Source organism: Oliverpabstia sp. (assembly GCF_022785585.1).
In the GTDB taxonomy this organism is placed as follows: Bacteria; Bacillota; Clostridia; order Lachnospirales; family Lachnospiraceae; genus Oliverpabstia; species Oliverpabstia intestinalis.
The window spans coordinates 23,361-47,416 of sequence record NZ_JALFPR010000140.1 but is presented as its reverse complement, the minus strand read 5'-3'; the positions used below and the strand labels follow the sequence as shown (position 1 = coordinate 47,416).

General features: G+C 45.2%; 18 protein-coding genes. All 18 read left to right on the top strand.

Translation table 11 applies throughout. The features are described 5' to 3' along the window. Positions 1 to 385 precede the first annotated feature (385 nt). The 18 genes from MSA64_RS09965 to MSA64_RS09880 all read left to right on the top strand — a co-directional run bounded on the left by MSA64_RS09965 (position 386) and on the right by MSA64_RS09880 (position 24,037). Complete coding sequence (locus MSA64_RS09965; RefSeq protein WP_022171025.1) at positions 386 to 1,858, top strand: UDP-N-acetylmuramoyl-L-alanyl-D-glutamate--2,6-diaminopimelate ligase; 1,473 nt, start codon at positions 386 to 388, stop codon at positions 1,856 to 1,858. After that, complete coding sequence (gene priA / locus MSA64_RS09960) at positions 1,855 to 4,080, top strand: replication restart helicase PriA (RefSeq protein ID WP_277663710.1); 2,226 nt, start codon at positions 1,855 to 1,857, stop codon at positions 4,078 to 4,080. The genes MSA64_RS09965 and priA overlap by 4 nt, the downstream gene beginning before the upstream one ends. A 14-nt stretch (positions 4,081 to 4,094) precedes the next feature. Further along, positions 4,095 to 4,580 carry a peptide deformylase gene (def, locus tag MSA64_RS09955; protein WP_154431332.1) on the top strand — a complete coding sequence of 162 codons (486 nt, stop codon included), beginning with the start codon at positions 4,095 to 4,097 and terminating at the stop codon, positions 4,578 to 4,580. Further along, positions 4,581 to 5,519 carry a methionyl-tRNA formyltransferase gene (gene fmt / locus MSA64_RS09950; protein WP_277663711.1) on the top strand — a complete coding sequence of 313 codons (939 nt, stop codon included), beginning with the start codon at positions 4,581 to 4,583 and terminating at the stop codon, positions 5,517 to 5,519. Positions 5,520 to 5,697: 178 nt separating this feature from the next. Continuing rightward, the gene (gene rsmB / locus MSA64_RS09945; RefSeq protein WP_277663712.1) at positions 5,698 to 7,050 is read left to right on the top strand and encodes a 16S rRNA (cytosine(967)-C(5))-methyltransferase RsmB; all 1,353 of its coding nucleotides are present in this window, start codon (positions 5,698 to 5,700) and stop codon (positions 7,048 to 7,050) included. Positions 7,051 to 7,132: 82 nt separating this feature from the next. Beyond that, a complete protein-coding gene (rlmN, locus tag MSA64_RS09940; protein WP_154431334.1) occupies positions 7,133 to 8,203 on the top strand; it encodes a 23S rRNA (adenine(2503)-C(2))-methyltransferase RlmN in 1,071 nt (356 codons plus the stop codon). 56 nt (positions 8,204 to 8,259) lie between these two features. Then, a complete protein-coding gene (locus tag MSA64_RS09935; RefSeq protein ID WP_287891497.1) occupies positions 8,260 to 9,006 on the top strand; it encodes a Stp1/IreP family PP2C-type Ser/Thr phosphatase in 747 nt (248 codons plus the stop codon). After that, positions 9,000 to 11,144, top strand: coding sequence for a Stk1 family PASTA domain-containing Ser/Thr kinase (gene pknB / locus MSA64_RS09930; RefSeq protein WP_287891496.1), 2,145 nt, complete (start codon positions 9,000 to 9,002; stop codon positions 11,142 to 11,144). The genes MSA64_RS09935 and pknB overlap by 7 nt, the downstream gene beginning before the upstream one ends. Positions 11,145 to 11,153: 9 nt before the next feature. Then, positions 11,154 to 12,038: a ribosome small subunit-dependent GTPase A gene (rsgA, locus tag MSA64_RS09925; protein ID WP_106491594.1), complete on the top strand. Its 885-nt coding sequence runs from the start codon at positions 11,154 to 11,156 to the stop codon at positions 12,036 to 12,038. Between the two features lie 3 nt (positions 12,039 to 12,041). Next, positions 12,042 to 12,698 carry a ribulose-phosphate 3-epimerase gene (rpe, locus tag MSA64_RS09920; RefSeq protein WP_154431337.1) on the top strand — a complete coding sequence of 219 codons (657 nt, stop codon included), beginning with the start codon at positions 12,042 to 12,044 and terminating at the stop codon, positions 12,696 to 12,698. A 2-nt stretch (positions 12,699 to 12,700) separates the two neighbouring features. Then, positions 12,701 to 13,351 (top strand): thiamine diphosphokinase, encoded by a 651-nt coding sequence (locus MSA64_RS09915; RefSeq protein ID WP_022400335.1) that lies wholly within the window; start codon positions 12,701 to 12,703, stop codon positions 13,349 to 13,351. A 21-nt stretch (positions 13,352 to 13,372) separates the two neighbouring features. Beyond that, positions 13,373 to 14,656 (top strand): glycoside hydrolase family 125 protein, encoded by a 1,284-nt coding sequence (locus MSA64_RS09910; protein WP_227597552.1) that lies wholly within the window; start codon positions 13,373 to 13,375, stop codon positions 14,654 to 14,656. A 328-nt stretch (positions 14,657 to 14,984) separates the two neighbouring features. Then, positions 14,985 to 18,131, top strand: a complete 3,147-nt coding sequence (locus MSA64_RS09905; RefSeq protein WP_287891495.1) for an alpha-mannosidase — start codon at positions 14,985 to 14,987, stop codon at positions 18,129 to 18,131. A 464-nt stretch (positions 18,132 to 18,595) separates the two neighbouring features. Further along, positions 18,596 to 19,693, top strand: coding sequence for a redox-regulated ATPase YchF (gene ychF / locus MSA64_RS09900; protein ID WP_022171088.1), 1,098 nt, complete (start codon positions 18,596 to 18,598; stop codon positions 19,691 to 19,693). Positions 19,694 to 20,004: 311 nt separating this feature from the next. Further along, positions 20,005 to 20,436: a division/cell wall cluster transcriptional repressor MraZ gene (gene mraZ, locus MSA64_RS09895; RefSeq protein WP_022171089.1), complete on the top strand. Its 432-nt coding sequence runs from the start codon at positions 20,005 to 20,007 to the stop codon at positions 20,434 to 20,436. A gap of 30 nt (positions 20,437 to 20,466) precedes the next feature. Next, positions 20,467 to 21,417: a 16S rRNA (cytosine(1402)-N(4))-methyltransferase RsmH gene (rsmH, locus tag MSA64_RS09890; RefSeq protein WP_106491579.1), complete on the top strand. Its 951-nt coding sequence runs from the start codon at positions 20,467 to 20,469 to the stop codon at positions 21,415 to 21,417. A gap of 13 nt (positions 21,418 to 21,430) precedes the next feature. Then, the gene (locus MSA64_RS09885; RefSeq protein ID WP_022171091.1) at positions 21,431 to 21,922 is read left to right on the top strand and encodes a hypothetical protein; all 492 of its coding nucleotides are present in this window, start codon (positions 21,431 to 21,433) and stop codon (positions 21,920 to 21,922) included. Positions 21,923 to 21,994: 72 nt separating this feature from the next. Further along, entirely contained in the window at positions 21,995 to 24,037 is a 2,043-nt protein-coding gene (locus tag MSA64_RS09880; protein ID WP_287891494.1) for a peptidoglycan D,D-transpeptidase FtsI family protein, read from the top strand. Positions 24,038 to 24,056 lie beyond the last annotated feature (19 nt).

Genomic DNA, 24,056 nt, shown 5'->3' with positions numbered 1-24,056 from the left:
ACTTCAACCTCCTTTGGATCGCGGGCAGGTCAATTGCCCATAGATATTTATAGAATAGCATATTTTGCACAAAAAAAGAAGAGGGGGATGGGATTTTGCGGGGAAATGGTTATGAGGCGAACGCACTGGTGGGCGGTTAGGGGAAGCTTTGAGATCCGACGCTTACGTAGGCTTTCGCGAGGGTCAGCTGACCCTCGTGAATAATAGCCGGAGTTAGCGGCTAGCTCAAAGTTCCCCTAACCGCCCGTCCCCTTCTCCGGCGTCCGCCTCATAACCATTTCCCCGCAAAATCCCATCCCCCTCTTCTTTTTTTGTGCAAAATATGCTATTCTATAAATATCTATGGGCAATTGACCTGCCCGCGATCCAAAGGAGGTTGAAGTTGATGAAATTATCAAAGATTCTAGAACGTTTGGAATATACATGTCTGCAGGGCACTCTCGATCAGGAAATAGAGGAAGTCGTTGCGGATTCCAGAAAAGCAAAGGAAGGTTCTCTTTTTATCTGTATCCGTGGTGCTGTTGTGGATGGTCATACATTTGCAAAAAGTGTAGCCGGACAGGGAACGAAGGCAATTATCGTGGAAGAACCGGTAGAAGTGCCGGAGGATGTGACAGTGATCCAGGTAAAGGACAGCCGGTATGCGATGGCACTTGTGGCAGCAGCCTACTATGATTATCCGGGAGATAAGCTACGTGTGATCGGAATCACCGGAACAAAAGGAAAAACCACAACGACCTACATGGTAAAATCCATTCTGGAAAATGCCGGTTACAAAGTGGGTCTGATCGGAACCATCGAAACAATCATCGGAGATACCGTGATCCCGTCTGCAAATACCACACCGGAATCTCTTCTGGTGCAGAAATATCTGCGACAGATGTTGGATGAAGGCTGTGACTGTGCAGTGATGGAAGTATCCTCCCAGGGACTGATGCTTCATCGAACCGCAGGATTCACCTTTGATATCGGTATCTTTACCAATATCGAACCAGATCACATTGGACCGAACGAACATACCAGCTTTGAACATTACCTGTCCTGTAAAAAGATGTTACTTCGTCAGTGCCGGATCGGTATTGTCAACAGAGATGACGAACATTATGAGAAGATCATTGACGGACATACCTGCAGTCTGGAGACTTACGGATTTTCACCGGAGGCAGACCTTCGCGCGGTCAATCCTGAACTGCTTACAAAAAAAGGAGTGCTGGGAATCTCCTATGATCTGCAGGGACTGTTGAATTTTCCGGTGGAGATCGATCTTCCTGGAAAATTCAGTATTTACAATTCGCTGACGGCTATTGCAATCTGCAGACATTTTAACGTATCTGAAGAAAACATATGCAAAGCCCTGAAATGTGCAAAAGTAAAGGGCAGAATCGAGATGGAAAAGGTATCTGATGATTTCACTCTGATGATCGATTATGCACACAATGCGATGAGCCTGGAATCCCTTCTTACCACACTGAGAGAATATAAACCGAACCGTCTGGTATGTCTGTTTGGCTGTGGTGGTAACCGTTCCCGTGACCGCCGGTTTGAGATGGGAGAAGTGTCCGGTAAACTGGCAGATCTGACGATCATCACATCCGATAACCCGAGAAATGAAGAGCCTCAGGCGATTATTGATGATATCAAAACAGGTATCAGCAAGACAGAAGGAAAATATGTTGAGATCATCGATCGGAAAGAAGCTATTGCTTACGCCATTCATCATGGACAACCGGGAGACATCATTGTACTTGCAGGAAAAGGTCACGAAGACTATCAGGAGATCAAAGGAAAGAAATATCCGATGGATGAACGTGTACTGATCCGTGAGATTCTGGAAGAAGATGCCAAGAAAAAAGCATGATAAAGACATATGCGGATATTATTGTAGATATTACCAGTGAAAAACTGGATAGATCCTTTCAGTATCTGGTTCCACAGCATCTTGAGGGGAGGTTACAGCCGGGGATGCAGGTGCAGGTTCCTTTCGGAAATGGAGGAAGGATGATCAAAGGATACGTGATCCGGGTGACGGATCAGCCTTCTTTTGATGTCAGCCGCATGAAAGAGATCCGGGGAGTGGAGACAGGAAGCAATTCCATTGAATCCCGCCTGATAGCACTTGCTGCCTGGATGAGGGAGCAGTATGGCGCCACGATGATTCAGGCGTTAAAGACGGTACTTCCGGTAAAACAGAAGATGAAACAGAAAGAAAAACGCTGGATCCGTCTGTTGCTCGAAAAAGACGAAGCAGAAAATCAGCTGGAACTGTGCCGTAAAAAACATTATGTGGCCAGGCAGAGACTTCTCGAGGCACTGCTTGAGAATGATACGATCTCTTATACATTGGCAATGGATAAACTGCATCTGACAGCCAGTGTGATAAAGGCCATGGAGAATACAGGGATGATCCGGGTACAGGCTACGGAAGTGTATCGTAATCCCATCCAGACTACGGAATGTGAGCAGACAAAAGCACTACTGTCACCGGCACAGAGAGAAGTGGCGGATGGGATTCTGAACGGCTGGAGAGAAAACGATTTTCGCCCGGTGGTGATTCACGGGGTAACCGGGAGCGGAAAAACCCAGGTATATATGGAACTGATGGAAGAAGTGCTCAACCAGGGAAAGCAGGTGATCCTGTTGATCCCGGAGATTGCGCTGACTTATCAAACAGTGCAGCGTTTCTATCGGCGGTTCGGAGACAGAATCTCTGTTTTACATTCCCGGCTTTCTCCCGGTGAGCGTTCCGATCAGTTTGAACGGGCAAAAAAAGGGGAACTGCAGGTGATGATCGGACCGCGATCTGCACTGTTTACCCCGTTTCCGAATCTCGGGCTGATCGTGATCGATGAGGAACACGAAACTTCGTACCAGAGTGAGACGGTGCCCTGTTATCATGCCAGAGAGACAGCGATTGAGAGAGGCAATCTGGAACACTGTCCGGTGGTACTTGGAAGTGCCACACCATCGGTAGATGCGTATTATCAGGCACAGAATGGAACGTATCGGCTGTTTGAACTGAACAGCCGATATGAAAACAGGCAGATGCCGAAGGTTTATTCTGTAGATCTGAGGAAAGAATTAAAACAGGGGAACCGGTCGATCTTGAGCAGTATTTTACAGGAAAAAATTGAAGAACGGTTAAAAAAGAAAGAGCAGATCATGTTGTTTTTGAATCGTCGCGGATATGCGGGATTTTTCTCCTGCCGTTCCTGTGGGACAGTGATGAAATGTCCCCACTGTGATGTTTCTCTGTCACAGCACCGGAACGGAAAAATGGTGTGCCACTATTGCGGGTATGAGACGAGACAACCACAGCAGTGTCCGGTGTGCGGATCACCCTATATTGGAGGATTTCGTGCGGGAACGCAGCAGATAGAAGAAATCGTAAAAAAGCGGTTTCCACAGGCAAAGGTTTTGCGGATGGATCTGGATACAACCAGAAAAAAAGAAGGACATGCGAATATTCTGGCTGCATTTGCAAACCAGGAGGCAGATATCCTGATCGGTACGCAGATGATCGTCAAGGGACATGATTTTCCGAAAGTGACGCTGGTCGGAGTGCTGGCGGCGGATCTTTCACTGAATATCAGTGATTACCGGGCAAGTGAGCGGACTTTTCAGTTACTGACGCAGGCAGCGGGAAGAGCAGGAAGAGGAGAAAAGCCCGGAGAAGCGATTATCCAGACATATCAACCGGAACATTACAGTATTCAGGCGGCGATGCATCAGGATTACCGGGCATTTTATGAAGAGGAGATCGGTTATCGGAAACTTCTGGGTTATCCACCGGTATCCAATCTACTGGCGATCCATGGAAGCTGTGGTAATGAGGAACTACTGGAGACAGGAATGCAATATATAAAAAAATTCCTGAACCGGGTGGACAGTCACGGACAGCTGCAGATCATCGGACCTGCAGATGAAACCGTATCGAAGATCGCCGATATGTATCGAAAAGTAATTTATATAAAGCAGGAGGATCACCAGCTGCTGCTGCGGGCAAAGAGCAGACTGGAACAATATATAGAAGTAAACAGCGGATTCAGGGAAATTCGGATTCAGCTGGATTTTAATCACTGACAGGAGGAAAAAGAATGGCAATCAGAAAAATCAGAACTATGGGAGACAGAATCCTGAACAAAGTCTGCAGACCGGTGGAAGAGATGACACCAAAGATTCAGGAACTGATAGAAGATATGCTGGAGACCATGTATGATGCTTATGGTGTGGGACTGGCGGCACCACAGGTGGGAATGTTAAAACGAATTGTTGTGATTGATATCGGAGATGAGAATGGTCCGTATGTATTGATCAATCCGGTGATCAAAGAGACTTCCGGGGAACAGACAGGGGAAGAAGGATGTCTTTCGGTACCAGGCAAATCCGGTGTGGTGACAAGACCGAATGTAGTAACCGTAGAAGCACTGGATATTAATATGGAACCGTTTATTCTGACAGGAGAAGGACTTCTGGCACGTGCAATCTGTCATGAATGTGAACATCTGGACGGTATCTTGTACGTGGAACACGTGGAAGGTGAGCTGCACGATGTGAATTACGAAGAAGAGGATGGAGAATAGATGAGAGTAGTATTTATGGGAACCCCGGATTTTTCTGTGGGGACATTAAGAGAGCTGGCGAAGGCCGGTCATGAGATTGCCGGTGTGGTCAGCCAGCCGGATAAACCAAAGGGCAGGGGAAAGAACCTGCAGCCCACACCGGTCAAAGAGGCGGCGATGGAACTGGGACTTCCGGTATATCAGCCCCAAAAAGTAAGAGATCCGGAATTTATTCAGGTGATGAAAGAACTGAATCCGGATGTGATCGTTGTGGTGGCGTTCGGACAGATTATTCCGAAAGAGATTCTGCATATGCCAAAATATGGATGTATTAACGTACACGCATCCCTGCTCCCGGCCTACCGTGGTGCGGCTCCGATTCAGTGGGCTGTGATTAACGGTGATAAAGAATCCGGTGTTACTATTATGCGGATGGATGAAGGTGTGGATACCGGAGATATGATCAATAAAGTGATTGTTCCGCTGAATGAAAAAGAGACTGGCGGCAGTCTGTTTGACCGTCTGAGTGAGTCAGGGGCCAAACTTCTGGTTGAGACACTTCCGATGCTGGAAGACGGCAGTGCCGTTTTTGAAAAACAGCCGGAAGAGAGTACAACGCCGTATGCAGCCATGATCAGTAAAAAAATGGGTGAGTTGGACTGGGCAAAATCAGCAACAGAACTGGAACGCCTGATTCGCGGACTGAATCCGTGGCCAAGTGCATTTTCCCATCTGAACGGAAAAACTTTGAAAATATGGGAAGCATCTGTGGAAGAAGAAAACGGTGAGAAAAAAGCACCGGGAACTGTACTGCAGGCAGATGCAAAAGGATTCCGGATTCAGACCGGAGAGGGAATTCTGAAGATTGATACCCTGCAGATGGAGGGAAAAAAACGAATGGATGCGCAGGCATTTTTGCGTGGCTATACGGTGGAAGAAGGGATGATACTTCCCTGTTAGTATATCGTTTTCGAAATAAATGCGCCATAGACTTGGCGGCGGATCCGATTGCACAGCTCTCGAAGATTCAGCGTAGCCACTGCTGCGTCTGTGTTTTCAGAACTGTATACCGGTATCAATGATATACCGGTGAATCAGTGGAAATCGATGCCAACAGAAACAACCGGAGGAAAAAAACGTGGCAAATGGAACAGAACTTCGGGGAATCGCCCTGGAGATATTATTGGAAATTACACAGGAAAAAGAATACAGCCATCTGGCAATCCGAAATGCTCTGAATAAAGTTCAGTATCTTCCGAAACAGGACCGTGCATTTATCAACCGGCTTGTGGAGGGAACTCTGGAATATATGCTCCGGATCGATTATGTTCTGAATCAGTTTTCCAGTGTCAGAGTAAATAAGATGAAACCGGTGATCCGTAACATTCTTCGAAGCGGTGTTTATCAGCTTATGTTTATGGACAGCGTGCCGGATCCTGCAGCCTGCAACGAAGCGGTAAAACTGGCACAGAAAAAAGGATTTTACAGCCTGAAGGGATTTGTCAACGGCGTAATGCGTAATGTGGCAAGAAAAAAAGAAGAGATTATTTATCCGGATAAGAACAGGGATCCGGAGGAATATCTGTCGGTTTATTATTCGGTACCACAGTGGTTGGTAAAACGATGGGTACAGACTTACGGAACAGAAACAACGGAATGCATGTTAAAAGATTTTCTGACGGATCATCCGTTGACGATCCGATGCCAGCTGTATCGGGTGGAGCAGGAATTGACGGTCAACAGTCTGAAAGGCCAGGGAGCAACGGTTGAACAGGCACCATATCTTCCGTATGCATTCTATCTGTCAGATTACAGCCATCTGGAAGGGCTTAAATCTTTTGTGATGGGACGGTTTGTAGTGCAGGATGTAAGTTCAATGCTGGTAACGGAAGCAGCAGATCCGAAACCGGGAGATTATGTGATCGATCTTTGCGCAGCACCGGGAGGAAAGAGTCTTCATATGGCAGATAAGATGCAGGGACAGGGTATGGTAGATGCAAGAGACCTTACAGATTATAAAGTGGGTCTCATTGAGGAAAATATTGAAAGAACACAGACACTGAATATTCGTGCGCATCGGAAAGATGCCACACTTTTAGATAAACAATCCGTAGAAAAAGCAGATATTGTACTGGCAGACGTACCATGTTCCGGTCTTGGAGTTATTGGAAAGAAAACAGATATCAAGTATCGTACGGATGAAGATAAGATTCAGGAGCTGGCAGTGCTTCAGAAACAGATCCTTCACAATGCAGCTTCTTATGTAAAACCCGGCGGCATTCTGATTTACAGCACATGTACGATCACATCGGAGGAAAATCAGAGCAATGTGGCATGGTTTACGGAGAATTATCCATTTGTACTGGAAAGTCTGGATCCGTATCTGTGCGAAGAACTGCACAGTGAAACCACCGCCCAGGGCTGGCTGCAACTGCTTCCCGGAGTGCATAAGACAGATGGTTTCTTTCTGGCAAGGATGCGGAAAAAGTAAGAGAAGCGCCGGATGGACAGTTCTGTAAGAAACAGATGCGGAAAATGCTGTGAATACATCAGTGATAAAAAGAGGAAAAATAATGGAACAATTAGATATCAAATCGCTGTATGAAGAAGAACTGAAAGAAAAGATGATTTCTCTTGGAGAAAAACCGTTCAAAGGGAAACAGCTGTATCAGTGGCTTCATCAGAAAGCGGTGGGAAGCTATGAGAAAATGACAAATCTGTCAGAAGGTTTGCGAAAAAAGCTGACAGAACAGGAGCCACTGACACATCTGGAAGTTGTAGAAGTTCAGACTTCAAAGATTGACGGCACACAGAAGTATCTGTTTCAGCTGGCAGACGGTAACGTGATCGAGAGTGTATGGATGCAATACAAGCATGGCAATTCCGTATGCATTTCTTCCCAGGTTGGCTGTCGGATGGGATGCCGTTTCTGTGCATCCACGATCGGTGGACTGACCAGAAACCTTCTGCCGTCCGAGATGCTGGATCAGGTCTACCGGATCCAGGAACTGACCGGGGAGCGTGTGTCGAATGTGGTTGTGATGGGAACAGGAGAGCCATTGGATAACTATGATAATCTGATTCGATTTATCAGAATTCTGAGCGATGAAAAAGGACAGAATATCAGCCAGAGGAATCTTACGGTGTCAACCTGCGGCCTGGTACCGCGGATCCGACAACTGGCAGAGGAAGATCTGACAATTACACTGGCATTATCTCTTCATGCACCAAATGATGAAAAGAGAAAAGAACTGATGCCGATCGCCTATAAATATTCTTTGTCTGAGGTTCTTCCGGCATGCAAATACTATTTTGAAAAAACAGGAAGAAGACTGACTTTTGAATATAGCCTGGTGGGCGGAAAGAACGACAGTCAGGAAGATGCCAGACAGCTGGCCGGACTTGTACACGGATTAAATTGTCATATTAATCTGATTCCGGTTAATCCGATAAAGGAACGGAATTTTGTACAGTCTGACAAAAAAGTAATAGAGAATTTCAAAAATAAACTTGAAAAATATCGAATTAATGTTACTATTAGAAGAGAAATGGGCAGGGATATCGATGGGGCCTGTGGTCAGCTGAGAAAAAAATACAGTGACCGGCAGGAAAATACAACAAAAGACTCCGCCGAAGAAAAATAAAAGTGACTGTGAAGGTACTGAACAGTTACAAATAAAAAGACAAGGGAGAAGCTGGCATGAAGTCATTTTCTTTGACAGATGTAGGACAGGTCAGAAGTCAGAATCAGGATTATGTATATGCGTCCGAGCAGCCGATAGGAAATCTTCCAAATCTGTTTGTGCTTGCCGATGGAATGGGCGGGCATAATGCCGGAGATTTTGCCTCACGCTGTGCCGTTTCTGTAATCGAGGCATCAGTAAAAAAAGATATGAGTTTTAATCCTATAAAGATCATGCGTCATGCAATTGAGGAAGCGAATGAAAAGATTCATGAGCTGGCGAAAGCAGATGCAGGAAAAGCCGGCATGGGGACAACCCTCGTGGCGGTGACCATTGTGGGATATTATGCGTATGTGGCCAATGTGGGAGACAGTCGTCTGTATATTTCCGGTGAACAGGGCCTGGTGCAGATCACCAGAGACCATTCCTGGATCGCCGAGATGGTGATGCGGGGAGAACTCAGTAAAGAGGAAGCCCGGAATCATCCGGATAAAAACATTATCACTAGAGCATTAGGAGCGTCCGAAGCGGTGGATATCGATTTCTTCGATGTGCAGCTGGAGGAAAAGAATCGGATTTTGCTGTGTTCAGACGGACTGAGTAATATGGTGGCGGATGAGGAGATCCAGAAAATTCTGGGGGATTCACCGGATATCGAACAGTCCGGCAGACAACTGGTGGCAAATGCCAATACAAACGGGGGCAGAGATAATATATCAGTAATTCTAATCGAACCATTTACAAACGAGGTGAAAGAATGTTAAAAGAGGGAATGATTGTAGGAGAAAGATACGAGATCATCAGCAGAATCGGCAGCGGCGGTATGGCGGATGTTTACAAAGCAAAAGATCATAAGTTGAACCGTCTCGTAGCAGTGAAGGTAATGAAAGCGGAATTCAGCCAGGATAAAGGCTTTATTTCCAAATTCCGCAAGGAAGCACAGGCTGCAGCAGGTCTTGCGCATCCGAATGTGGTAAATGTCTATGATGTTGGGGAGGATAACGGCATTTACTATATTGTCATGGAACTGGTACAGGGGATTACCCTGAAAGACTATATTACAAGAAAAGGAAAACTTTCCGTAAGAGAGGCAACGAGTATTGCGATTCAGGTTTCTCTAGGACTGGAGGCGGCACATAAGAGCAATATTGTGCACAGAGATGTAAAACCGCAGAATATTATCATATCTGTAGATGGTAAAGTAAAGCTGTCTGACTTTGGTATTGCGCGAGCAGCTTCTTCCAATACCATCAGTTCCAATGTGATGGGATCGGTACATTACAGTTCACCGGAACAGGTACGTGGTGGTTACAGTGATGCCAAGAGTGATATTTATTCGCTTGGTATTACCATGTATGAGATGGTAACGGGACATGTTCCGTTTGACGGGGATACTACTGTTGCAATTGCAATTAAGCATCTGCAGGAAGAAATTGTATCACCCAGAAAATATGTACCGGATCTTCCATACAGTCTGGAACAGATCATTCTGAAATGTACACAGAAAAGCGTTGACCGCAGATATGAAAATATGTCAGAAGTGATTGAAGATCTGAAACATTCGCTGCTGGATCCGAATGGAAATTTTGTTGTAGTGACACCGCTGGCACAGCATGCACAGACGGTGATGCTTTCCGATGATGAACTGGAAGCCATCAGGGAAGGACGTTCAGGATATGCCACTCCTCAGAAAGATACGTATGAGGAGGAAGAAGAAGATGATGATGATGAATATGATGACGAGTATGATGACGATGAGGAAGACGATGAGGAAGGCGAAGTAAGTTCCAAACTGGAAAAAGCTATGACTATCGGCGGATTTATTATCGGTGCGATCATTATCTGTATTCTGATTTTCTTTATTGCACGGGCAGCAGGTCTGGTAAATATCGGTGGAACTGCAAAAAAAGATGACACTCAGCAGACAGAACAGGAAGAAATTGATGATACAGTAGATGAAAACGGACAGGTATCTGTACCGAAGCTGACCAGCATGACAGAAGAAAATGCGTTGAGTGTTCTGGAACAGCTTGGCTTAAAGGGAAACAAGACCGGAGAAAGTCAGTCTTCCGAATATAAAGCAGGAACCATCATGTCTCAGGAAACAGAGGCAGGAACAAAAGTAGATCAGGGAACGGTAATTAACTATGTTGTAAGTTCGGGAACAGATGCACCGAGTGTGCCGAGTGTAACCGGTAAATCACAGAGTGAGGCAGAAGCTCTGATCAAAGCACTGGGTCTGAATACTGAGATTCAGCAGGATTACAGTGATACGGTAGCCATCGGAAAAGTTATCAGTGTAAATCCTTCCGAAGGAACAAAGGTAGATGCAGGATCCACCATTACATTGGTTGTCAGTCTGGGAGAAGAGAACAAACAGGTAGAAGTACCGAATGTCATCGGACAGGATGAAGCAACAGCGAAGAAATCACTGAATGATCAGGGATTACAGGTAAATGTAGAGACAACTACAGATGCGTCCGGTAATGTGGCGGAAGGCTGTGTGGCAAATCAGAGTGTAGCAGCGGGAACTTCTGTAGATCCGGGATCTACTATTACGCTTCAGGTTTATCATGCGCCTGAGACAACAACTCTTCCGAATGAGGCACCTGCAGAGGGGGATGCTTCCGACAGCGATACCGGAAGCTGGACTTGTAATGTAAAACTGGATCAGCCATCTACGTATACCGGAGGACCGGTTCAGCTGACTCTGGTGCAGAATGTCAATGGACAGAACGTGGAGACTGTGATTTTGGACGGACAGACGATTACATTCCCTTATACACTGGCAATTGCCGGTGCAGATGGGGTGGATACCGGAACCGTATATCTGAGGGAAATGGTAGACGGAGATTATGTAGAACGTGGACATTATTCTAATGTGCCGTTTAAACAGTCTTAAGAGGTATCTATGCAGGGAAAAATTATAAAAGGAATTGCCGGATTCTACTACGTGGACGTAGCAGAGTCCGGAGTTTATGAATGTAAAGCAAAGGGAATCTTCAGAAAAGAGAAGAAAAAACCTCTGGTAGGAGATAATGTGGAGATTGAAGTTCTGGACGAAAAAGAAAAGACCGGCAATCTGATACAGATTCTTCCAAGAAAAAATGAACTGATCCGGCCGGCAGCGGCAAATGTGGATCAGGCACTTGTGATTTTTGCAGTCCGTCAGCCGGATCCGAATTACCAGCTGTTGGACCGCTTTTTGATTACAATGGAACAGCAGGAGATTCCAAGTATTATCTGTTTCAATAAAAAAGATCTGGCAGAGCAGGAAGAACTGGATCAGATGTATCAGATCTACATTTCCTGTGGCTACCAGGTGCTTCTTACCAGTGCCGAACAGGAGGAAGGAATCAGCCAGATCCGTAAGATTCTGGAAGGAAAAACAACAGTGGTTGCAGGACCATCCGGTGTGGGAAAATCATCGTTGACAAATCTCTTACAGGAAGAAGTCAGCATGGAGACAGGCGAGATCAGTAAAAAACTGAAACGTGGGCGTCATACGACCCGCCATGCACAGCTTCTGACAGTGGGAGAACACACCTATCTGATGGATACACCGGGATTCAGTTCTCTGTTTGTGGAGAGAATGGAAAAAGAGGAACTGCGGTTCCACTATCCGGAGTTTGCGGAATATGAAGGAAAATGTAGGTTTCAGGGGTGTGTGCATGTTCATGAGCCGGAATGTGCGGTTAAACAGGCAGTGGAAGAAGGAAAAATTCACAGACAGCGTTATGAAAATTATGTCAGCTTTTATGAAGAGCTGAAAGAACAGGAAAAAAGGAGATATTAAGCGATGTATCAGTTATCACCATCTATATTGGCAGCAGATTTTAATTGTCTTGGAGAACAGATCCGACAGGTGGAAGAAGCAGGAGTGGAATGGCTTCATATAGATGTGATGGATGGAGCATTTGTTCCGAGTATTTCCTTTGGGATGCCGGTGATCGCATCCATTCGTAAAAACAGTTCTCTGTTTTTTGATGTCCATCTGATGATCGAGGAGCCGGGAAGATATATTGAAGAATTCAAAAAAAGCGGAGCGGATATGCTGACCGTACACGCGGAAGCATGTAAGCATCTGGACAGCACATTACGGGAGATCCGTAAAGCCGGAATGAAGGTCGGTGTGGCGATCAATCCGGGTACACCGGTCAGTCAGCTGGAATGTGTGCTGGATCTGGTAGATATGGTACTGATCATGACAGTCAATCCTGGATTTGGTGGGCAGAGTTATATTGAAAGCTGTACCGGAAAAGTACAGAAACTACGAAAAATGATCACGGAGGCAGGACTGAACGTGGATATTCAGGTAGATGGCGGAATTAACGAAAAGACCATCGATAAAGTACTGGATGCAGGTGCCAATATTCTGGTTGCCGGATCTGCTGTCTTTGGCGGAAATATTGGAGAAAACGTCCGTTGCCTGAAAGAGAAAATGGAGAGCAGATAAAAATGAAAACGCTGATTATCACAGGGGGCATGATCGAAGCAGATTTTGCTCTCTCCTTTATACAGGAGTTGAAACCAGATTACATTCTCGGAGTAGACAAAGGGTTACAGTTTTGTTATGAATATGACATCCGTCCGGATTATATCGTGGGAGATTTTGACAGTCTTCCGGGAGAGATTCTGGAACGTTACCGGCAGGAGGGAGAGATCCCGATCCGTACCTACAATCCGGTAAAGGATGCGACAGATACAAAGATCGCACTGGATAAAGCCCTGGAAGAGGGCAGTACAGAGATCTGGATTCTGGGGGCAACGGGGACCAGGATCGATCACGTGGTCTGCAATCTGCAGATATTAAAGGAAGCATGGGAGAAAAAAGTACCGGTATGGATCGTGGACAGCAGAAATAAGATCGGTCTTCCGGTAGAAAAAACATTTTCTCTCAAAAAAGAAGAACAGTATGGTACTTATGTGTCTCTGTTCCCCATGGGTGAAACCGTGGAAGGACTGACACTTAAGGGCTTTAAATACCCGCTGGATCACTATCAGTTAAAAGACCGGGAAGGTTTGGGGGTGAGCAATGAGATCACAGCGGATGTGGCAGATGTCAGCTGGGAACAGGGTGTACTGTTGATGATACAAAGCAAAGACTGAAGTGACAAGGAGGATTTTTACATGAACACACAGGAAAAGAAAGAAGCACTGGTTCAGGCGGTAGAAGAAATCGCCGGAAAAGAAGCAGCATACTGGGAAGGGAATCCGAAGATGCAGGAAACATTCCAGAACTGTTATGTAAGTACTGCAAAAACCACGACAAAATTTCTTGAGAGCGGAGAAGCGTATGTATTTACCGGAGATATCGCAGCAATGTGGCTGAGAGATTCTTCTGCACAGGTCGTTCATTATCTGCCATATCTGAAAGAATATCCAATCTTAAAAGAGATGGTAAAAGGGCTGATCGCCCGTCAGGCAAAGTATGTACATATTGATCCGTATGCCAATGCATTTAACGAAGAAGACAACGGAAACTGCTGGGAGAAAGACCTGACAAAATACAATCCGTGGAACTGGGAGAGAAAGTATGAGATTGATTCCCTGTGCTACCCGATCTGGCTGATCAAACAGTACGTGGAGAATTCCGGAGCAAGGGATGTCTTTACACCGGAAGTAAAACAGGCATTTCGCGACATTCTGGATGTATGGCAGACAGAGCAGTACCATGAGAACTCCGAGTATTCTTTCGTACGTCTCAACTGTCCGCCGTCTGATACCTTAAGTAACGATGGAAAGGGTGCACCGGTAGGTTACACCGGTATGACCTGGTCCGGATTCCGCCCGAGTGATGATGCGTGCAAGTATGGTTATCTGATTCCGTCCAACATGTTTGCAAGCGTAGTTCTGGATTATATGGCAGAATTCCTGGAGAAAGATTTCCAGGATCCACAGATGGCAAAAGAAGCAAAAGAGTTACAGGCAGAGATCCAGGAAGGTATCCGGAAATATGGTATCGTGGAAGATGAAACCTTCGGAAAGATCTATGCATACGAGACAGATGGTCTTGGCAACTACAATCTGATGGATGATGCCAATGTACCGAGTCTGTTGTCCCTGCCATGGCTGTCATATTGCGGAAAAGACGATCCGATTTATAAAAATACAAGAGCCTTTGTATTAAGCAAAAAGAATCCATATTATTTTGAAGGCGCCAGCGCAAAAGGAATCGGAAGTCCGCACACACCGGATCAGTATATCTGGCACATCGCACTGACGATGCAGGGACTGACTTCTGATGACGAAGAAGAGAGAAAAGAACTGCTGGAAACCCTTCTGGCTACCGATGCAGACTGTAAAGTGATGCACGAGGGATTTGACTGTCAGGATCCGAAGAAATTCACCAGAGAATGGTTCGCATGGGCAAACTCATTGTTTGCATTATTTGCGCTTTCTATGAAAAAGTAAAGTTGACGAAAAAAAACCTGACAAAATGAATAAATATAGGAAAAAGATAACATCAGAACTTTAAAAAGGAGAGAGTGTATGGTATAATATTACCAGCAGTGCTTTCCGTGATGGGAAAGTTCTCGACGAAAAGCTGTCAGTTCTGCTGTATGTTCTGTTTCCTAAGAGAACCGCTATAAAAAAACATCGCCGGATGCAGAAAAGTACACAGATTTATTTTAATGTTTGCTGTGTGCACAGGCATTGGTGATGTTTTTTTGTGCAACCGCAGGGGGTAAAGAGAGAAAACGGTTGCCAATAAGTTATTATTTATCAGGAGGTAGCAAAAATGATATTGCTAAAAGAAAGAATCGGTAAAATGCTGGAATATCTGCAGGAACAGGTATATCCGAAGCAGGTTGCGATTCCGAGTTACAAGATGATCCGCACCGATGAGAGATGTCTGGATGTAAACAATCTGGATACCTCATCCTGGACAGAGATTACGAACCAGGAACTGTGGGGCGGACACAGAGAATATTACTGGTTTGAGACCGTAGTGACGATTCCGGAAGAATTTGACGGAGAGTGTGTAGTGTATGAACTGAAAACCGGAAAAGAAGGAGAGTGGGATGCAACGAATCCACAGTTTTCCATCTTTGTAAACGGTGTGAGAGTACAGGGGCTTGATGTCAACCACAGAGAAATCATTCTGGCAGAGCCTGCCAAAGCAGGAGACACCTATCGCATTGTTCTTTCCGCATTTACCGGAGACCAGAACTTCAGTCTGAAGATGAACTCCAGCCTGAAAGTACTGGATCGTAAGACTGAGAAATATTACTATGACCTGGAAGTTCCGTACCAGAGTGCCAGACTGCTGAACACGGAAGATCAGGCATATATTACGATTATTCAGGCACTGAACGAATCTCTGAATCTGCTGGATATGAGAAAAGAAGGTTCCAAAGAGTATTATCAAAGCCTGGAAAAAGCACAGGAGTACATCACAAAAGAATTTTATGAGAAATATTGTGACGGTGAGAAAAGCCCGATCATCTACTGTGTAGGACATACACACATTGACTGTGCATGGCTGTGGACGCTGCGCGTGACAGAAGACAAGGCAGTTCGAAGCTTTTCTACCGTACTGGAACTGATGAAAGAATATCCGGAATATGTATTTATGTCCAGCCAGCCACAGCTGTACAAATATGTGAAGAAAAATGCTCCGGATGTGTATGAACAGATCAAAGAAAGAGTCAAAGAAGGACGCTGGGAGCCGGACGGTGGTATGTTCGTAGAGGCAGACTGTAATATCGCTTCCGGTGAAGCACTGGTTCGCCAGTTTGTATACGGACAGAGATTCTTCAAAGAAGAGTTCGGCGTGGACAATGAGATCCTGTGGCTTCCTGACGTATTCGGTTATTCCGCAGCACTTCCGCAGATTCTGCAGAAATGTGGAATTCCGTATTTCATGACAACAAAGATCAGCTGGAACGAGTTTAACAAGATGCCGTATGATACATTCGAATGGGAAGGTATCGACGGAAGCCGTGTACTGACACATTTTGTTCCGACCCGTGACTATAATAAGGCAGCAGTAGAGGGTGGTACAGAGACAGAACACTTTACCACTTATAACGGATATATCAATCCGAGCCAGATGAAGGGTGCATGGGCACGATACAGCCAGAAATATCTGAACGAAGAAGTACTTTGCAGCTTCGGTTTCGGAGATGGTGGCGGCGGTCCAACCAAAGATATGCTGGAGAACCAGAGACGTCTGGCAAAAGGTCTCCCGGGTATGCCGAGAACCAAGATGTCTACTGCAAAAGAATTCTTCCATGTTCTGGATAAACATGTAACCGATAAAAAATATCTGCCGACATGGGTAGGCGAACTGTATCTGGAATACCACAGAGGTACTTATACTTCTATGGCAAGAAACAAAAAGTTCAACCGGAAAGCAGAATTTGCATATCAGAACGAAGAAATGTACGCAATGCTGGATGCACAGACCGCAGGCGGTGCATATCCGGAAAAAGAGCTGCATGAGGGCTGGGAGGTCATCCTGCGTAACCAGTTCCACGATATTCTGCCGGGATCTTCGATCAAAGAAGTGTATGATGATTCCAAAGCAGAGTACGAAGGCATCTTTGCAGAAAATAAAGCGCTGACTGATGCAACGCTGGCTCATATCGCTGCCGGTGTAAAAGCACCGAAGCATTCGCTGGTTGTATATAACCCGAACAGTGCAGCAGCGTATGATCTGGTAACCTTTACTGTTCCAGAAGGAATGGAAGAACCTGCAGTTTACGATGGCGAGACCAAACTGGCTGTTCAGAAAACCGCAGACGGAGCATATGTATTCTTTGCAGCAGGTGTCCCAGGAAAAGGATATAAGACTTATATCGTGAAAGAAGAAGCGGCAGATGCAACACCGTCCATGGAAGTTTCCACAGAAGTGATGGAAAATGAATACTTCAAGGTGGAATATAATGAAAAAGGTCAGTTTGCGAAGATCTATGATAAGAAAGCAAACCGTGATATACTGAAACCTGGCAAAGCAGGTAACGTGATCGTAAGTTACGAAGACCGCCCGCATAACTATGATGCATGGGATGTAAACAATTATTATACAGAAAAATCCTGGGATATCGATCAGGTATCTGCGATGGAAGTAGTGGAAAATGGTCCGGTAAGAGCCTGCGTAAAAGTAGAGCGTAAATATCTGGATTCCACGATCACACAGTTTATTTATCTGTATCATGACATTCCGAGAATCGATATCAAGAATGTAATTGACTGGAAAGAGCATCAGATCTTTGTAAAAGACTACTTCCCGATCGATGTACATACCAACGAAGCTACATTTGATATCCAGTATGGTAACGTAAAACGTGATACCCATGACAATACTTCCTGGGATTTTGCAAAATTTGAAGTTTGCCACCATAAATGGATGGATGTGTCCGAGGATGGCTACGGTGTCAGTATGTTAAATGACTGCAAGTATGGTGTTGGTGTCCGTAATGGTGTGATCGGTATGTCCATGCTGAAATCTGCTATTCATCCGAATCCGGAAGCTGATAAAGAACTGCATGAATTTACCTATTCTATTTATCCACATCAGGGTGGCTGGCGAGAAGCCGGTACGGTAAAACAGGCTTACCAGATCAATAACCCTCTGACCTACAGCTGGAAAGAGAATGAAGGAGGAACACTTGCTCCGGAATATTCTCTGGTTTCCTCTGATCAGGATAATGCAGTGATTGAGGTTGTAAAAAAAGCGGAAGATTCAGATGCTGTCATCGTTCGTCTGTACGAGTGCTATAACAGAAGAACTCCGGTGACACTAATTTTCGGTAAGGAATTGACATCTGTTGTCGAGTGTAATATGATGGAGGAAGGAGCAGATCCTGTAGAATTTACAGGAAATCAGGCGACTTTCGAGATGAAACCTTATGAGATTAAGACGTTGAAGGTTACGTTTTAAAAAAGACGGGATTCCAGTCTGAGGTTTCGGAAACTGAATAGATTTTTGGTAGTAACCGGGGACTCCCAGTGTGTATGTTTTGCTTTTCCCCTTGCACTGGGAGGTCACCCGGCTATTATATTTTATTAAGATAGTTTTTTGGGACACAGGGGACGCCGTCATCCCACCCCATCCTCCACCAGCTGCCCGGGTCTGCGCTCGGTTTGAGCCTGTAGTCTCAAACGCGTGCTCAACTAGCGGGCGGTTGGTGGAGGATGGGGTGGGCTGACGGCTGGGTGTTCAAAGGGGGAAGGAGGCTGGTATGGGGAGAGGATTCAAATGGGGAGAAAAGAAAACTTGCCTGTGTGGGGGAAATATGATAGACTTTATGGTGTTGTGTAAATGGCGCTTATTGTGGCACTCGATGCGATTGCGAAGAGCAAAAGGCTATAAAATAAAGGAAATTTAGGAAAGAGGTATATAGTATGAAGTTAGGTATCGTTGGGCTTCCGAATGTGGGAAAGAGTACCTTGTTTAACTCACTGACAAAGGCAGGGGCTGAGTCTGCCAATTATCCGTTCTGTACGATTGATCCGAATGTGGGTATTGTGGCAGTGCCGGATGAGAGACTGAAATTGTTAGGAGATTTTTATCATTCCAAGAAGGTGACTCCGGCGGTGATTGAGTTTGTGGATATTGCGGGTCTTGTAAAAGGTGCTTCCAAGGGAGAAGGCCTGGGCAATCAGTTCCTTGCGAATATCCGAGAGGTGGATGCGATCGTTCATGTGGTTCGATGTTTTGAAGATTCCAATGTTATCCATGTAGATGGAAAGATTGATCCGGTACGTGATATTGAGACGATCAACCTGGAGCTGATCTTCTCGGATCTGGAGATTCTGGAGAGAAGAATTGCCAAGACAACCAAGGCAGCCAGAATGGATAAGACAGCAGCGAAAGAGCTGGAACTGCAGCAGAGAATCAAAGCACATCTGGAAGACGGAAAACCGGCGATTACCCTGGAAACAGAAAACGAAGACGAAGAGGCATGGCTGCAGGAGTATAATCTGCTGACAGCAAAACCGGTTATCTTTGCAGCAAATGTTTCGGAGGATGATCTGGCAGACGATGGTGCTTCAAACCCGCATGTACAGGCTGTCCGGGAACTGGCAAAAGAGCAGAACAGTGGTGTGTTTGTTATCTGTGCGGAGATCGAACAGGAGATCGCCGAGCTGGAAGATGATGAGAAAAAAATGTTCCTGGATGATCTGGGAATTCAGGAATCCGGTCTGGAGAAACTGATAAAAGCAAGTTATGAACTGCTGGGACTGATGAGTTATCTGACTGCCGGTGAGGATGAGACACGTGCATGGACGATTAAAGTGGGAACAAAGGCACCGCAGGCAGCCGGAAAGATCCATACCGATTTTGAGAGAGGATTTATCAAGGCAGAAGTTGTCAACTATAAAGACCTTCTGGAGTCCGGTTCTTATGCCGGAGCAAGAGAAAAAGGTCTGGTCCGCATGGAAGGAAAAGAGTATGTGGTAAAAGACGGAGATGTAATTTTATTCCGTTTCAATGTATAAGTGAATAAACAGAAAAAAATATAGGCAACTGTTCGACAGGCAGTATCCCGCGATGGTACCGGGCAGTTACAAATGCAGAAAAATGAGGAAAAGATAAGCTTTTCCTCATTTTTTTTCCAAAATTTCCCCTTGTATTCTTACTGCATTTGGTTTAAAATAAAGAGCATAAGTGGTAGAAAGTGGAGAAAAGTGGTGCGAAAGGGAGAGTGTGTGGCAGCCGATTCCAGAAAGCACCTGAAATAAAAGGTTGGGGAGAACCGTTTATTTCATGATTCCGGGGAATTCCCCGGCACTCAAAGAGGGTAGATTCTATGTTCATGGGAGAATACAGTCATACAATTGACACAAAAGGAAGATTGATTATTCCGTCTAAGTTTCGCGAAGAACTGGGAGATGAATTCGTGTTAACAAAGGGTTTAGACGGCTGCCTTTCTATTTATCCTATGGAACAGTGGAAGATCTTTGAGAAGAAACTGGAAGCTTTACCGCTTACAAACAAAAATGCGAGAAAATTTTCACGATTCTTTGTGGCAGGTGCGACAACATGTGAACTGGATCGACAGGGGAGAATTCTGGTACCGGCAACGTTACGGGAATTTGCAGGTCTGGAGAAAGATGTGGTACTCACCGGTAATCTGAACCGGATCGAAGTCTGGAGCAAGGCGAAGTGGAGTGAAAATAATGACTATGATGATATGGATGCGATTGCAGAAGATATGCAGGAGATGGGAATTATCATCTAGATCCGGTGAAAAAAGGAGTAAGAGTGTTAGATGGAGTTTAAACACAAATCGGTATTACTGAAAGAGACCATAGACAATCTGAATGTGAAGCCGGACGGCATCTATGTTGACGGAACTTTGGGAGGGGCAGGACATGCCTCGGAAGTATGCAAATTATTATCTGCCACGGGGAGATTAATAGGAATAGACCAGGACGATGCGGCAATACAGGCGGCAAGTGAACGACTGCGGGACTATCAGGATCGCACGATGATCATTCGCAGTAATTATTGCCACATGGTCCCGGAATTAAAAAAAAGGGGAATCAACTCTGTTGATGGTATTGTGCTGGATTTGGGAGTATCTTCCTATCAGCTGGATCATGCAGAACGCGGTTTTACGTACCGGGAGGATGTGCCTCTGGATATGCGTATGGATCAGCGGCAGACCAAAACTGCGGAAGATATCGTAAATACTTATAGCGAGAGTGAACTGTACAGGATTATTCGTGACTATGGAGAGGACAAGTTTGCAAAAAATATTGCAAAACATATCTGTCTGGCAAGACAGGAGACACCGATTCATACCACAGGAGAATTAACGGAGATTATAAAAAGAGCCATTCCGATGAAAGTCCGGGCAACGGGAGGACATCCCTCCAAGAGAACATTTCAGGCGCTCAGGATTGAACTGAATCATGAGCTTGACGTTCTGCGTGATTCGCTGGATGGAATGATTGACTTTTTAAATGACGGAGGAAGGATCTGCATTATTACCTTCCATTCTCTGGAAGACCGTATCGTAAAGACGATTTTCCGAAGAAATGAAAATCCATGTACCTGTCCGCCGAACTTTCCTGTGTGTGTATGCGGAAAAGTATCCAAGGGCAGAGTGATAACAAGAAAACCGATTCTTCCATCTGAGGAAGAACTGGAGTGGAACAGTCGCTCACAGAGTGCAAAATTGCGGGTATTTGAACGTCAGATATCCGAAGCTAAGTAAGGAGACAGCAACAATGGCCAGAAAGCAAAACAGAAGGGTAAATTCCAGATCGGAACGAACAGTGGAACAGTATGTGATAGATGGTAATACTGTCCGCAAGATTCAGGCCATACCACAGGAAGAACCGGAAGTGAGACCGGTTCGTCGGACAACTTCCAGAAATCGGGCAAGAACCAGAGCGATGAGCCGCGGTTATGTAATGTTTCTGGCAGTGGTATCAGCGGCAGCTCTGTTTATGTGTGTCCGTTATCTGCAGATGAAGTCTGCGATCACGACACAGACAAAGGAGATTGCCACTGCAGAGTCAGAACTGAGTCAGCTGAAAGCAGACAATGATGCATTATACAACAGTGTCATTTCATCAGTGGATCTGGAAAAGATAAAAGATAAGGCGATGAACGAACTGGGGATGACTTATCCGCAGGAAGATCAGATTTATCAGTTTGATACTGCAGGAAACAGTTATGTACGTCAGTATAAAGATGTACCTGATACGACAAAATAAGGTGGTTGCGTGCAAAGAAAGAGAAGAAAGAAAAGGGGGAATCCCCTTTTAACAAGAAAGATAAATAGTAAGATGCGTATGAAGCTGGTATGGCTGTTTGGAATGGTCGTACTGGCTTTCGTAGGTTTAGGTATACGAATCACAGTGATCAATGCCAGCCAGGGAAATCAGTACAGCAAACAGGTATTAAGTCAGTCGCAGCAAAAGTACGACAGCCGTGTGATTCCGTTCAAACGTGGAGATATCACAGACAGAAACGGGGTAGTACTGGCGACCAGTGAGAAAGTATATAAAGTTATTCTGGACTGCAAAGTAGTCAACACAAAAGAAGAATATGTAGAACCAACCATAAAAGCGCTGGTTGATGTGATGGGGCTGGATGAAGAAACTGTTCGAAAGAAACTGGAAGATGAGACTACAAAAGACAGTCAGTATCAGATTTTGCAAAGCAATGTTTCTATCAATCAGAAGAAAGCGTTTGAAGATTATACCGATGTATCCGGCGAAGAAGCAAAAGAAAAACTGACAAAAGAAGAAATTGCAGAGCGTTCGAACATCAAAGGGGTATGGTTTGAAGAAGATTACCGGAGAGTATATCCTCTGAATTCCACAGCCAGTCATCTGGTTGGATTTACGTATACGGGAAACAGTGCGGACTGGGGAATCGAAGGCTATTATTCCAGTACTCTGAACGGAGTTAACGGAAGACAGTTCGGATATTACAACTCAGATGCTGATGTAGAACAGAATATTATCGATCCGATTAACGGCAACAGTGTGGAATCAACTATTGATCTTAATATTCAGCAGGTAGTAGAAAAATATATCAGCAATTTTATGGATGGTATGGCAAATGGTCCGAGAGGGGCCGAAGGAGCGGCAAATGTAGGTGTCATTGTTGCGAATCCGAAAAATGGTGAGATTCTTGCCATGGCGACGGATAATCCGTATGATCTGAACGATCCAAGAGATCTTACTTCCTATTATTCGCAGGATGAGATCAATGGGATGGATAATGATACGATGCTGGAGAATCTTTACGGTATCTGGAAAAATTATTGTATCAGCGATGCTTTTGAACCGGGCTCAACGGTAAAACCGCTGACCATTGGTGCAGCATTGGATGCGGATGTGGTGCAGCCATCGGATACGTTTGTCTGCGACGGTTACCAGATGTTTGGCGGGACCAGAATCAGATGCATTATCTATCCGGGAGCACATGGAACGGAAACCCTGTCAGATCTGATCAAGCATTCCTGTAACGATGGTTTGATGCAAATCGGCGCTCTTCTGGGATCGGAGGAATTCCTGAAGTACCAGAAAATATTTAATTTCGGTGCTACTACGGGTATTGATCTTCCGGGAGAAGCAACAGGTATACTTCACACCGAAGAAAGTCTTTCATCGGGAAGTACCGAACTTGCCAGTGCTTCCTTCGGACAGGGATATACCTGTACGATGATTCAGGAGATTGCGGCAATCTGTTCTGTGATCAATGGTGGATATTATTATCAGCCACATGTGGTCAGTAAAATATTGAACGAGGACGGTGATGTGATCAAAGATGTGCAGCCTGTAGTAACAAAACAGACTGTATCCAGTGATGTATCAGCACTGATCCGCCAGTATATGGGGACTGTTATGGAGTCTGATGGTACCGGAGCAGCAGCGAAGGTAGACGGTTACAGTATGGGCGGGAAAACAGGAACTGCACAGAAATATCCCCGTGAGGAAAAAAAATATCTGGTATCATTTATCGGTTTCGCACCGCTGGATGATCCGCAGGTGGTTGTGTATGTGGTTGTTGACGAACCAAATACAGAATATCAGGCAGACAGCCTGTATGCACAGTATATTTATAAAGGTGTTATGACAGAGATTCTTCCGTATCTGAACATTTTCCAGGATGAAGAGGTAACGGATAAAGCAAATGCAAAGATGACTTATCTGGAAAATTTGATCAATCAGAAGGCAGAGTCCAACAGACAGTCTGACAGCACCGATGATACAACAACGGCTGCACCGCCGGAGGATGACAGTGAAACCAAGCTTGACAATAAGCAGGAGAGTGAAGGTATCACTGATGAAGAAGCGGCCATACAAAGTGGAAATTAAGTAAAAACAGGAATACGAA